Below are 13,049 nucleotides of genomic sequence, written 5' to 3'. Positions count from 1 at the left end.
GTTATCGTAGGCCCGTCCCCCAGAGCGGAGGTTCCGACCCATGGCGCACTTCCCCAAACCCCCCGAGGGCAGCTGGACCGAGCACTTCAAGATCGACACCGGGCCCGTCTCCTACGCCGACTCCATCTCGCCGGAGTTCTACGAGCTGGAGCGGGACGCCGTCTTCCGCCGGACCTGGCTGAACGTCGGGCGCGTCGAGCAACTGCCCCGCAAGGGCAGCTACTTCACCAAGGAACTGGACGCCGCCCGGGCCTCCGTCGTCGTGGTGCGCGGCACGGACGGCGAGGTGCGTGCCTTCCACAACGTGTGCCGCCACCGCGGCAACAAGCTCGTGTGGGACGACTACCCGCGCGCGGAGACCAAGGGCACCTGCCGGGCCTTCACCTGCAAGTACCACGCCTGGCGCTACGACCTGGAGGGCAAGCTCACCTTCGTCCAGCAGGAGTCGGAGTTCTTCGACATCGACAAGTCGAAGTACGGGCTGATGCAGGTGCAGACCGAGGTGTGGGAGGGGTTCATCTTCGTCAACCTCGACCCGCACAACACCACGCCTCTCAAGACCTACCTCGGCAAGTTCGCGCAGGGCATCGACGGCTACCCGTTCCACAAGCTGACCCGGGTGCACAAGTACCGCGCCGAGATCGGCAGCAACTGGAAGCTGTTCATCGACGCGTTCGCCGAGTTCTACCACGCGCCGATCCTGCACGCCGGCCAGTACGAGTCCGGCGAGGCCGCCAAGATCAAGAAGTACGGCTACGAGGCCCTGGCCTACGACATCGACGGCCCGCACAGCATGGTCTCCTCCTGGGGCGGTATCGCGCCCCCCAAGGAGAAGGCGATGGTCAAGCCCATCGAACGGGTGCTGCGCAGCGGCCTGTTCGGCGCGTGGGACGCTCCCGACATCGGCATGACGACCGAGGAGCTGCCGCCCGCGATCAATCCGACCCGCAGCAAAGTCTGGGGCATGGATACGTTCGTGTTCTTCCCCAACTTCATGCTGCTGATCTGGCGGCCCAACTGGGTGCTGACGTACCACTACTGGCCGACGTCGTACAACACCCACATCTTCGAGGGCACCTGCTACTTCGTCCCGCCGGAGAACGGCTTCCAGCGGCTCCAGCAGGAACTCGCCGCCGTGACCTTCAAGGAGTACGGCCTCCAGGACGGCAACACCCTGGAGGCGACCCAGACGATGCTGGAGTCGCGCACGGTGGACCAGTTCCCGCTCTGCGACCAGGAGGTCCTGCTCCGCCATCTGCACAACACCACGCAGAGCTACGTGCGCGAGTACCAGCAGCGCAACGCCGAGGCGCCCACCTCCTGAGACGCCCTCCGCCCGAAGACGCCCGCCGAACAGACAGGGAGACCTTTGACATGGGCAACGTCTTTCCCCCCGACTTCGCCGCGCTGGAACCGTTCGCGGACTGGGCGGTCCGCGGCGAGCGGGCCCGCTACGCCAAACGCGTCAGCAGCACCATGGAGGAGCTTCAGGCCTTCTACGACGTGGCGTATCCGCTTCTCCAGCAGCACACCGAGTATCTGGAGAACCTCAGCCTCGACGGGATCAGCGACGAGGACAAGCACCTGCTGTGGGCGTTCTGCGCACTGGTGACCGTCGCCTTCCCGGTGGAGGCGTGGGGTCAGCCGAGGGTCCCGGACAGCGGCCCGTCCAGCATCGACGCCGTCATCGAACCCGCCGTGTGATGGCCGCTCGGGAAAGGACGCCGGACACGACACCGCAGCCGCCCGTGCTGCTGCGGGCGGCGCGCCTCCTGGACGTCGACAAGGGCGAGATCGTCGAGCCGGGCCAGGTGCTGGTGGTGGGCGAGCACATCGCCGAGGTCCAGCCGGCTCGGCTCCCCGAGGGTACGGTCGTCCGTGACCTCGGGGACGTCACCCTGCTGCCGGGCCTGATGGACATGGAGGTCAATCTCTTCCTCGGCGGCCGGGATCACCGCAGTCCGCTGATCCCGGTCCAGGAGGATCCGGCCGTACGGACCCTGCGCGCGGCCGCCAACGCCCGTCGCACGCTCCAGCGCGGCTACACCACCGTGCGCAACCTCGGCCTGTTCGTGCAGACCGGGGGAGTGCTGCTGGACGTCGCGCTGAAGAAGGCGATCGACCTGGGCTGGGTCGAGGGCCCGAGGGTGGTGCCCGCCGGGCACGCGATCGCCCCGACCGGCGGGCATCTCGACCCGACCATGTTCCAGGCGTTCGCGCCGGGCGTGCTGCCCCTCACCGTCGAGGAGGGCATCGCCAACGGGGTGGCGGAGGTACGCAAGGCGGTCCGCCACCAGATCAAGTACGGGGCACGGGTCATCAAGGTGTGCGCCTCCAACGGGGTCATGTCGCACACCGGCCCCGCCGGCGCGCAGCAGTACTCCGATGAGGAGCTGCGCGCCATCGTGGACGAGGCGCACCGCGCGGGGCTGAAGGTTGCCGCGCACTGCATGGGCGACACGGCGATCCGGGCCGCCCTGGAGGCCGGCATCGACTGCATCGAGCACGGCTTCCTGGCGAGCGACGCCACCCTCGACCTGATGGTCGAGCGCGGCACCTTCCTGGTCGCCACCACCTCGCTCACCGAGGGCATGGACACCGCGCACGCGGATCCGGCGCTCCAGGCGAAGGCCGCCGAGGTCTTCCCGCGCGCCCGCGAGTCCACCGCCCGCGCGATCCGCCGCGGGGTCAAGGTCGCTCTCGGCACCGACGCCCCCGCCATCCCGCACGGCAGGGGCGTCATGGAGCTCCTGGCCCTCGCCGACCGGGGCATGCGGCCGATCGACGCCCTGCGCGCCGCGACCACCGTCGCCGCCGACCTGATCGACGCCGACGACCGGGGCCGGATCGCCCCCGGACTGCTCGCCGACGTCATCGCCGTACCGGGCGACCCGCTCACCGACCTGTCCGTCGCCGGAAGGGTGTGCTTCGTGATGAAGGGCGGCCGGGTGTACCGCGACGACGACACACCGGCCTCCTGACCCGCTGACGTCTACGGGAAGCGGCGGGAAACGGTGGTAAGCCGACCACGGCATCGACGAGTTGGCGCACGACTCGCGAGGCTGAGAAGGCCGCTTGCACGGGCGGAGGCTGTCCGACAAAGGGCCTGCGGAAGCGTTGAGAACGCCATGCCAAAGCCACTAGTTTGCATTGGCGTCCGTCAAGGCAGTGGAGGGAATTCTGTGACCCGAAGACTCAACCTGTTATCGACCGCGGTCCTGACGTGCGGCGCCCTGGTGGGTGTCAGCACACCGGCTGGTGCGGCCGACCCCGCACCGGAGGTGATCCCGATCGACCTGCTGCTGGCCGGCTCCTACACCGACGCGGCCCGCGAGGCGATCGAGGTCTGGAACAAAGCCGTCCCGACGATCAAGTTCGTCGAGCAGGACACTCCGGCGGCGCTGCGGGTCATGGAGTACAAGACGGCCAGGGGCGTCCAGTCCCACGTCAACATCAAAGGCGCAGGCCGGGGTTGGGTGTACCTGGAAGTCGGGGACGCCCAGTTGTACAAGCCTTCTCGCATCGTCGTCCACGAACTGGGTCACATCCTGTCGCTTCCCGACCTGGGCCCGGGCAGCCCCTGCACCAAGGTGATGTCAGGCGCCTGGGGTGGGTCGGACTGCGTCAACGTCCAGCCCGACGCCAGTGAGAAGGCCGCCGTCAGGGACTTCTTCGCCGCGAACGACGTCGGCGACAAGGTCCCGTGGTGGGGCTCAGGACTTGCCGCACGGTAGAGGTGATTGTCGCCGGGCCGCCCACCGCGGCCCGGCTTCCGCTCGTCAGCGGACACGCGCTGACTGACGGGCGACTCACCGCGGGCTGGGGACGGCGGGGGCCTGGACGGATGTGGCGCAGCGGACGTCGTCGCTGCTCAGAGCCGCCATCAAGGTGATCGCGCCGGCTTCGAGGGCGCGGCGGCCGTCGGCGCCGGTGTAGCAGAGCCGCTCGAGGGGGGCTTCGAGGACGAACTCCTTCGACGCCCCGGCGGTCAGCGCCAGACGTTGGAACGCGAGCAATTGGCGGACCGGGCGCACAACGCTCGCGTACTCGTCCCGGGCGTAGAGCTGCACTACGGTCTCGCCGTCCCGTTCGCCGGTGTTGGAGACCTTCAGCGGGACGCGCACGGTGCCCTCCGGCGTGACCTCGGCGTCACCGGTGAGCTCCACGTCGAAGACGGTGTAGGACAGCCCGTGACCGAACGCGAACAGCGGGCTCTGGTCGTCCAGGTCGATGTAGGCGTAGGTGTCGCCGGTGGGGTGGTCGTAGCCGCTGCCGTGCCGGTGTCCGTGGTAGGCGGGGACCTGCCCGAGGTGACGGGGGAAGGTGGCCGGGAGCCTGCCGCCGGGGTCCGCGGCGCCGAGCAGTACCGACGCGATCGCGGAGCCCGCCACCTCGCCGAGCAGTGGGGCCAGCAGCAGCGCGGAAGAAGCCCGGGCGACGCGTTCCAGGAGCAGCGGGCGGCCCGACACCACGACCGTCACCACCGGCTTTCCGGTGGCGGCCAGCCGCTCGACGAGCTCCTCCTGGTTGCCGGGGAGCGACGGCGACGTGCTGGAGCGGCCCTCGCCCGCCGTGTTGCCGCCGACCCGGCCGCTGCGTTCACCGACGACAGCGATGATCACATCGGTGTCCGCGACGAGGGCCGACACCCGCCCCGCGTCGATGGGCTCGCGTGAGGTGAAGGAGCCGAGCGGCACTTCGGTGACCGGGGCTCCGTGTGCCTCCAGCGCGTCGAGAACCGTACGGGCGTCCGGATGCAGGGCCCTGGCCATCTCCTCGAAGCGCGGCTGGAGTTGGCCCAGCGGAGTGGTCACGATGTCGGGGGCGGCGAAAGTCACCGGGTCGATCCCGTCGACTTCTCCACTGCGCACCGCCCTGATCGCGGCCGTCATCTCGGCGGCGGCGGCCGACGTGTACGCCCCGAAGTGGATGCGCAGTTCCGCGGCGGCGGGGCCGGTCACAGCGATGCGGGGCAGCGTGCCCGTGAGCGGCAGGGTGCCGTCGTTGCGGAGCAGGACCAGGGCCCGTTCGGCGATGGCCTCGCGGGTCGCGGCGGCCGCCACGGCCTCCGGCTGCGGGCCGGGCGTGCGATCGGCCGCGGGGCGGGCTCGGAAGGAGGGGACGAGCCCGACCCTCGCTTTGATTGTCAGGACCCGTGCGACGGCCTGGTCGATCACCTTCTCGTCGAGCCTGCCGGAGGCGACCTCCTCCACCATGTGCGGATAGTCGCACGCCTCGGGCAGTTCGGAGTCCAGGCCCGCCGTCAGAGCCTGCGCGGCCGCGGCGCCGGGCGAGTCGGCCGTACGGTAGCGGGTGCGCAGCATGCCGACCGACTCGTAGTCGCTCACCACCAGACCGTCGAAGCCGAGTTCGCCGCGCAGGAACTCGGTGAGCAGCGACCGGTTGGCAGCCGCCGGTATGCCGTCGATGTCGTTGTACGAGTTCATGACCAGCGACAGGCCGGCCTCGGCGATGGCGCGGCGGAACGGCTCGGCGTGCTCGTCGACCAGGGTGCGCCGGCCGAGCTGGGTGGTGGCCATGTTGAGGCCACCCTCGGAAGCGCCGAAGCCCAGGAAGTGCTTGCCGGTGGCGAGGATCTCCGCACCGGGTTCCGTCCCGTCGCCGCCCTGGATGCCCTGGACGTAGGCGACCGCGCACTGCGCCGAGAGCTCCGGGTCCTCCCCGTACGTCTCATGGACCCGTCCCCAGCGCGGGTCGCGGCTGATGTCCATCACCGGCGCGAACACCAGGTGGACCCCGAGGTCCCGCATGTGTGCGGCGGTGACCCGGGCCACGGACCGGACGAGAGCGGGGTCCCAGGTCGCCGCCTGCGCCCAGGCCGTGGGGAACTGTTCACCCGAGGCGTGCAGGAAGCCGTTGACGCCCTCGAAGTGAACCAGCCCGCCGATCCCGAAGGGTGAGGCCTCCCGCACCGCCTGCTGGACCCTGGCCAGCGCGGAACGCAGGCTGCCCGCGTCCTGGCCGAGGAACCAGCCCAGCGAGAGGTGTCCCACCCCGTGCGGGCGCTGCTCGGCGACGCGTTCGACGGCGAGTGCCGGCCCGCCGCGCGGGTCGAAGCGGATCAGGCCCGGCAGGTTCAGGCCGCCGAGCTGGGCCACCTTCTGCTCCAGGGTGAGCCTCTCGACCAGACGGTCGACGGTGTGGGACAGGCTCGTGCTCATGGGTGCTCGGTCCTTCTCGTGAAGTGCGGTGCTCGCGGAGTGCGGGAGTGGAGGGGTGCAGGGGTGCGGGAGTGTCGGCCGGGCGACCCGGCCCCCGGCCGATCGGGTGCGTCAGCCGGAGCTCGAGGGCTTCCGGCCGCCCAGGGACGACCAGCGGCCCTTGAGCGCGTGGGCGGCGGCCTTGGGACGGCGGTCGCGAGTGAAGACGCCCTTGCGGTTGCCGTCCACGCGGTGGATGCCGTTGGAGGTCTGGAAGTCGGCGAAGTTCCACACCTGTTCCCCCACGACCGCCGCGCAGCGGTCGAAGGCCCGGTGGTTGGCCTCCAGGTACGCCGCCTGGTACTCCTCCGTCCACGGCTGGTCCCACACCGAATGCAGCCCCGGCAGGGTGTCCGCGCCGTACTCCGTGATCAGGATCGGTTTGGTGTACTTCTCGCACCAGCCGCGCAGGTCGGCCTCCATGTAGGTCTCGGCGGTGGCCAGGTCGCCGATGGCGATGTACCAGCCGTAGTACCGGTTGAGGCACAGCACGTCGAACAGGTCGGCGATGAGGTCGTTCTTGAAGGTGGTGAGCAGCGAGGCGGTGTGGGAGACCGGGCGGGTGGGGTCGAGTTCGCGGGTGAGTTCGACGAGCGGTTCGAAGTACTCGCGGGCGCCCTCCTCGTGGGTGGACGGCTCGTTGGCGATGCACCACATGACGACGCTGGGGTGGTTCTTGTCCCGGGCGACCAGCTCGCGGATGGCCTGCGCGTGGGCGGCCCGGGTGTCGTCGTTGCAGGTGTCGGGCGAGTACGTCGGCGGGTGCTGCCTGCCACCCAGGCCGCCCTCGACGGCCAGGTTGATGCCGACGGCGGCGGTCTCGTCGATGACGACGATGCCCTGCCGGTCGGCGAGTTCGAGGACCTCCTCCGCGTAGGGGTAGTGGGTCGTGCGGAAGGAGTTGGCACCCGTCCACCGCATCAGCTGGAAGTCGTGGACGAGGTAGGCGTCGTCATGGCCCTTGCCGCGCACCGGGATGTCCTCGTGCTTGCCGAAACCGGTGAAGTAGAACGGCTCGCCGTTGATGAGGAACCGGGTCCCGCGGACCTCGACGGTCCGTACGCCGAAGGGCTGGGTGTAGGTGTCGAGGACCGTGTCGCCGTCGACGATCTCGGCGACCAGGTCGTAGAGGTACGCCGCGCCCGGCCGCCACGGTGTCACATCGTCGATGCGTACCGTGCCGCTCGCCCCGTCGGCCGCGGCGACCTCGGCCCCGGCGGCGTCGAGGACGCGGACCCGTACGGCCGCGGCGGCGCTGGTCTCCACCTCGTACGCGACCGTGCCGGTGGTCGCGTCCAGGCCGGTGACGACGGTGATGTCCTCGATGTGGACGGACGGCACGCTGTACAGCAGCACCGAGCGGGCCAGGCCCGCGTAGTTGAAGAAGTCGTGGTGGTACGTCTGGGTGCGTCGGCCGTCCTGGGCGACGGTGATCCGGCCGGGCGGAACCGTGGTGTGGGTCAGCTCGTTGCTGACGCCGATGGTCAGCCGGAACTCGCCGCCCGCCCTGACCTGCTCGGTGATGTCGGCCTCGAACGGGGTGTAGCCGCCGATGTGTTCGGCGACCAGCACGTCGTCCACGTACACCCGGCCCTCGTGGGTGGCGGCACCGACGCGCAGGATGACGCGCTCACCGGCCCAACCGCGTGGCACGCGGACGGTGCGCTGGTACCAGACCCGGCCGACGTGGTCCCGAACGGCGCTGTCGGTGAACTGGTCGTTGTAGCTGGCGGGTACGGCGGCCTCGAGCGGGGTGTCGAGCGTCCGGGTCCACGGCTGCTCACCCACGGCGGTGCTGATCGCGAATCTCCACAGACCGTCCAGGGAGACCAGGTCGCGGGTGGCGGTGGCGCGGGGCTTCAGCATGTCGTTCGACTCTCCGGGGGTGTGGGGCAGGTGCGGTGGAGTGGGGCATGCGGGTCGTGTCAGCCGGCCGTGTGGAGACCGGACGCGTCGTAAGGCCCCACGGCGGCGTGCTCGTACGTCATGGCGCTCAGCCCTCAGCCAGGACGGTCCGGCCGCCGCGGGCGACCTCGCCCAGCCAGGCGAGGCTCGGTTTGGGGTGTCGCTCGAAGGTCTCGCGGTCCACCGCGATCAGCCCGAAGGTGGGCTTCCAGTGGCCCCACTCGTAGTTGTCGAGGGCGCTCCAGTGCAGGTATCCGCGTACGTCCACCCCGTCGTCCACGGCGGCGAACAGGTGCCGCAGCGCCTCGCCGGTGTAGGCGATACGGCGGCTGTCGTCGGCGGTGGCGATGCCGTTCTCGGTGACGAGGACCGGGACATGGCCGGTGGTCTGCCAGGCGTGGCGGACCGCGATGCCGAGCGCGTCGGGGCGGTAGGCGTTACCGGTGAGGGTGGTGTCGGGGCCCTGCGGGTGCGGGACGACGCCGCCGGCGTCGACGTTCTGGCTGGAGTAGGACTGGACGCCGATGAAGTCGTCGCCGCGCACGGCCTCCAGGTAGAGATCCTCACGGACGTAGCGGACCTCCTTGAGCCTGTCCTCGTGGCCGGGGAGGGCGGTGAGGGCCTGGCAGGCCACCGTCCAGCCTACGGAGGCGTCCGAGTACTTTCGGAGGATCTCGCGGGCCGCGTGGTGCGCCTCCGTGAGGCGAGCACCGATCACCGGGTCCGGGTCCGGCAGGACGGGGCGGGCCGCGCCCTCCACGGTCGGGCTCATCCACTTCTTCGCGCCTTCGGGGTCCTCACGCGCGGCCTTGTACATGCCGGCCATCAGCGCGAGCATGTTGGGCTCGTTGATGGTGCACACCCAACGGACGTCCTCGAGGATGCCGAGGGCCGCGCGCACGTACGCCTGGAAGCGCTCCACGGCCCGCTCCCCCGTCCAGCCGCCCTCCGCGGCGAACCACTGGGGGCTGGTGAAGTGGTGCAGGGTGACGACCGGTTCGAGACCGAGGCAGCGGGCGGTGTCGATCATGCGCCGGTAGTGGGCGAGTTCGGCGCGCGAGACATGACCCGCAACGGGCTCGATGCGCGCCCATTCGATGCTGAAGCGACACGCGTTGAGGCCGGCCTCGGCGAGCAGCCGCATGTCCTCCTCGTAGCGGTGGTAGCTGTCGCAGGCGTCGCCACTGCGCTCCATGCCGGGGCGACGGCCCTCACGGGCCCAGAAGTCGCTGTTGACGTTGTTTCCCTCGACTTGGTGGGCGGCGGTGGCGGCGCCCCACAGGAAGCCCTCTGCCGTCTGCTTCACGGTCGTTCTCCTTTGCTGTGCGGGGGAGTTGACAGCCATCGCCTACGGGATGGGCTCCGCGGTGGCCGGCCGCCGGCGCCCCGCACGGCGAGCCCGCTGGCGCACGGGGTCGGAGACCGGTGCGGCGAGCATCAGCGCTCGGGTGTAGGGGTGTTCGGGCCTTGAGGTGACCTGGACGGCGGGGCCGCACTCCACGATGTCGCCGCGGTGGATGACGCTCACCCGATGGCTGACGTGCCGGATGACCGCCAGGTCGTGCGAGACGAAGAGATAGGCGACTCCGGTACGGCGCTGGATGTCGACGAACAGGTCGAGCACACGGGCCTGGTTGGACAGGTCGAGTGCGGAGACGGGTTCGTCGCAGACGATGAGCCGGGGAGCGGGCGCCAGTGCCCGGGCGATCGCGACGCGCTGGCGCTGACCGCCGCTGAACTCGCGGGGCAGACGCTCGTAGGAGTCGCCCGGCAGGCCCACCTGGTCCAGGAGTTCACCGATCCTGGCCCTGGCCTGACCGGCCTCGATCCCCTGGACGCGCAAGGGCTCGCTGAGGATGTCGCCGACGGCGAGCGCCGGGTTGAGCGAGCCGTAGGGGTCCTGGAAGACGACCTGGATGTCCCGCGCCAGTGCGCGACGGCTCTTGCGGGTGGCGTGGGTGATGTCCTGCCCGGCGAAGGTGATGGTGCCGCCCGAGGCCGCCACCAGACCGAGCACGGCCCGGCCGATCGTCGTCTTGCCGGAGCCTGACTCGCCGACCAGGCCGTGCGTCTCGCCTTCCGCCACATCGAGCGACACTCCGTGCAGCACCTCGTCGGGGCGGGCGCGGAAGCCCCGTCCGGGAAAGGTGACGCGCAGGTCGCTCACGTCGAGGAGCGCGCTCATCGCAGGGTCTCCTTCACGGCGGCGGCGGGCCGAGCGGGTGCGTCGGCGCGCACGGTGTTCTCGTCGAGGATCGAGTCGAGGAGCATCCGCGTGTACGCGTGCTGCGGATCGCGGAAGAGTTCCTCGGTCTCGCCCGTCTCGACGACCGTGCCCTCGCGCATCACGGCGACGCGGTCGCAGATGTCGGCCACCACACCGAAGTTGTGGGTGACGAGCAGCACCGCCATGTTGAGTTCCTTCCGCAGATCACGCAGCAGGTCGAGGATCTCGGCCTGCACGGTGACGTCGAGCGCGGTGGTCGGCTCGTCCGCGATCAGGAGCAGCGGCCGGCTGGCGACAGCTCCGGCGATGAGCGCGCGTTGCGCCATGCCGCCGGAGATCTGGTGCGGATACGAGCGGAAGGTCCGCTCGGGGTCCGGGATGCCGACCCTGCCGAGCAGGGCGAGGACCCGGTCGCGGGCCTCGCCTCGCGAGAGGGGTGTCCCGGCGGACGAGGCGGCGGCGCGCACGCCCTCGACGAGTTGGGCGCCGACCGTGCAGGAGGGGTCCAGGTTGGACATGGGTTCCTGCGGTACGTAGGCGATGGCACGGCCGCGGACGGAACGGAGTTCGCGCTCACCGAGGCCGAGGAGTTCACGGCCGTCGAGCCGCACCGAGCCGCTTGTGATCACCGCTTCCGCCGGCAGCAGGCCGAGCACCGAGAACGCCGTCTGGGTCTTGCCCGAGCCGGACTCGCCGACCAGGCCGACGGTTTCGCCCGCGGCCACTTCGAGGGTGACGGAACTGACGACCTCCTTCAGTTCACCGGTCGGGCTAGGGTAGGCGAGCGACAGGCCCTCCACGGTCAGCAGCGCCCCGCCGACGCTCGGGGGCCTCTTCTCGGCCGCCTGGTAGTCGGGTGCGGAGATACGCGACGGCTTGGGCCGGTCGCCCTCCAGCGCGTCCCGCAGTGCGTTGCCCAGCAGTACAAGGCAGGCCGTGATGAGGCCGAGGAGCAGGCTGGGCCACAGGAACTGCAGCGGTTCCTCGTACAGGTTGGAGAACCCCTCGGCGATCATCGACCCGAAGCTGGGGACGGTGTCGGAACCGACGCCCAGGAAGGCGAGACCGGACTGGACGCTGATGGAGGCGCCGCACAGGAACGCGGTGGCGATGACGACCGGACCACGGACCACCGTGAGGACATGGCGGCGCAGGATGCGCCGGTCGGGCAGTCCCGAGACCCGGGCGGCATCGACGTACAGTTCGTTCTTCACACCGGCGACGAGGTTGCGTACGAGGCGGTAGATGCCCGGTGAGAGCAGCACACCGAAGATCAGCATGGTGACGCGGTAGTCGCCGCCGGTGACCGGCATGAGGACGATGAGCAGCAGCAGCCCCGGGAACGTCATGACGAGGTTGAACACCCACTCGGTGACGCCCCGCACACGGCGGTCGAAATATCCGCCGATCAGTCCGAAGGTGACACCGATGGCAAGGGCGACGACGGTGCCGATCAGGGCGGAGACGGCGCTGGTGTTGATGGAGCCCAGAAGCCTGGCGAAGATGTCGCGGCCGCTCTTGTCGCCGCCGAGGAGGTAGCCGTGCTCACCGGCGGCGGCGTTGACGGCAGCCAGATTGGCCTGGTTGGGCTCGTGGTCGCTCAAGCAGGGCGCGAGCAGCCCGAGCAGGACGACGCTCAGGAGCAGGGCCGCGCTGATGACGGCCTGGGGGTCGGCGAGCGGACGGCGCCGCGCCGTGACGCGCTTCGCCTCTGCCGAAGAGGTACCTGAGATACTCAACTGGCCATCCTCGCCTTCGGGTTGAGCCAGCCGTTGATGAGATCGACGACCAGGTTGACGATGACGACGAGGAGTACACCGAAGACGGTGATGCCCATGATGATCGGGACGTCTCCCTGCAGCGACGCGTTGAACGCGTACTGGCCGAAGCCCGGCAGGGCGAAGACCTGTTCGATGACGAGGGCGCCGCCGAGCATCTGGATGAACTCCAGGGACAGCACGGTCAGAGCCGGTCCGGCGGCGTTGCGCAAGGCGTGCCGCAGGACGATCGAGCGGGTCGGGATGCCCCGGGAGCGCAGGGTGCGGACGTAGTCCTTGCGCAGTTCGCCGATCATGGTGCCGCGGATCTGCGCCGTCAGGTTCGCGATGCCGCCCACCATCAGAGCGGCTACCGGGATGGCGATGCTGCTCGCCCAGCGGCTCGGGTTCTCGCCGAAGGGCGTGTATCCGGTGGCGGGAAACCAGTGCAGACGGAACGCGAGGACGTAGACGAGAGCGATCGCGATGAGCAGGTTCGGGATCAGGTAACCGATCATCGACGCACCCTGGGTGACGCGGTCGATGACGCCGCCGCGCGAGGCCGCGAGGACTCCGAGGACCACGCTGAGCACTGCGGTGATCAGCAGGGCCACGACGACGATCGACAAGGTGACGCCGAGACGGGCGCCGATCGCCCCGCGCACCGGCTCGGCGGTGAAGTACGAGGTGCCGAGATCACCGCCCAGGGCATGACCGAGCCACTCGAAGTACTGCATTACCAGCGGCTGGTCCAGGCCCAGTTGGGCCTTCTTGGCGGCGATGCTCTGCGGGGTCGCGCCGGCACCGAGGAGGGTTGCGGCGACGTCGTCGAAGGAGGTGCTGAGCAGTGCGAACGTGATCAAGGTGACCAGGACGGCGAGCACCAGGCCGGTGGCGAGGCGGCGCAGCACGTAGAGGAGCATGAGCGGGCTCGATTCG

Annotated in this window: 10 protein-coding genes; 4 read left to right on the top strand and 6 right to left on the bottom strand. The window is 70.0% G+C overall.

Annotated elements, in window-relative coordinates; genetic code table 11:
- Positions 1–40 precede the first annotated feature (40 nt).
- The 4 genes from ACFY9S_RS27320 to ACFY9S_RS27305 all read left to right on the top strand — a co-directional run bounded on the left by ACFY9S_RS27320 (position 41) and on the right by ACFY9S_RS27305 (position 3,734).
- Complete coding sequence (locus ACFY9S_RS27320) at positions 41–1,324, top strand: SRPBCC family protein (protein WP_391132921.1); 1,284 nt, start codon at positions 41–43, stop codon at positions 1,322–1,324.
- Positions 1,325–1,374: 50 nt separating this feature from the next.
- A complete protein-coding gene (locus ACFY9S_RS27315; protein ID WP_391132918.1) occupies positions 1,375–1,704 on the top strand; it encodes a hypothetical protein in 330 nt (109 codons plus the stop codon).
- A complete protein-coding gene (locus tag ACFY9S_RS27310) occupies positions 1,704–2,981 on the top strand; it encodes an amidohydrolase family protein (protein ID WP_391132916.1) in 1,278 nt (425 codons plus the stop codon). The genes ACFY9S_RS27315 and ACFY9S_RS27310 overlap by 1 nt, the downstream gene beginning before the upstream one ends.
- A 201-nt stretch (positions 2,982–3,182) precedes the next feature.
- Positions 3,183–3,734: a snapalysin family zinc-dependent metalloprotease gene (locus ACFY9S_RS27305; protein WP_391132913.1), complete on the top strand. Its 552-nt coding sequence runs from the start codon at positions 3,183–3,185 to the stop codon at positions 3,732–3,734.
- A 75-nt stretch (positions 3,735–3,809) separates the two neighbouring features.
- On the opposite strand, the gene ACFY9S_RS27300 is transcribed toward ACFY9S_RS27305, so the two are convergent.
- The 6 genes from ACFY9S_RS27300 to ACFY9S_RS27275 form a co-directional block, all read right to left on the bottom strand.
- Complete coding sequence (locus ACFY9S_RS27300; RefSeq protein ID WP_391132910.1) at positions 3,810–6,182, bottom strand: glycoside hydrolase family 3 N-terminal domain-containing protein; 2,373 nt, start codon at positions 6,180–6,182, stop codon at positions 3,810–3,812.
- Positions 6,183–6,293: 111 nt separating this feature from the next.
- A complete protein-coding gene (gene uidA, locus ACFY9S_RS27295) occupies positions 6,294–8,087 on the bottom strand; it encodes a beta-glucuronidase (protein ID WP_391132908.1) in 1,794 nt (597 codons plus the stop codon).
- Positions 8,088–8,214: 127 nt separating this feature from the next.
- A complete protein-coding gene (locus ACFY9S_RS27290; protein WP_391132905.1) occupies positions 8,215–9,432 on the bottom strand; it encodes a family 1 glycosylhydrolase in 1,218 nt (405 codons plus the stop codon).
- Between the two features lie 42 nt (positions 9,433–9,474).
- Positions 9,475–10,311, bottom strand: coding sequence for an ATP-binding cassette domain-containing protein (locus ACFY9S_RS27285; RefSeq protein ID WP_391132902.1), 837 nt, complete (start codon positions 10,309–10,311; stop codon positions 9,475–9,477).
- Positions 10,308–12,092, bottom strand: coding sequence for an ATP-binding cassette domain-containing protein (locus ACFY9S_RS27280; protein ID WP_391132899.1), 1,785 nt, complete (start codon positions 12,090–12,092; stop codon positions 10,308–10,310). The genes ACFY9S_RS27285 and ACFY9S_RS27280 overlap by 4 nt, the downstream gene beginning before the upstream one ends.
- A complete protein-coding gene (locus ACFY9S_RS27275) occupies positions 12,089–13,033 on the bottom strand; it encodes an ABC transporter permease subunit (protein WP_391132896.1) in 945 nt (314 codons plus the stop codon). Before ACFY9S_RS27275 ends, ACFY9S_RS27280 begins: the two co-directional genes overlap by 4 nt.
- Positions 13,034–13,049 lie beyond the last annotated feature (16 nt).

It is taken from the genome of Streptomyces sp. NPDC012474 (genome assembly GCF_042955185.1).
GTDB classification, from domain to species: Bacteria; Actinomycetota; Actinomycetes; order Streptomycetales; family Streptomycetaceae; genus Streptomyces; species Streptomyces cahuitamycinicus.
Note: the sequence above shows the minus strand (reverse complement) of the source record. Positions and strands in the feature narration are given on the sequence as shown.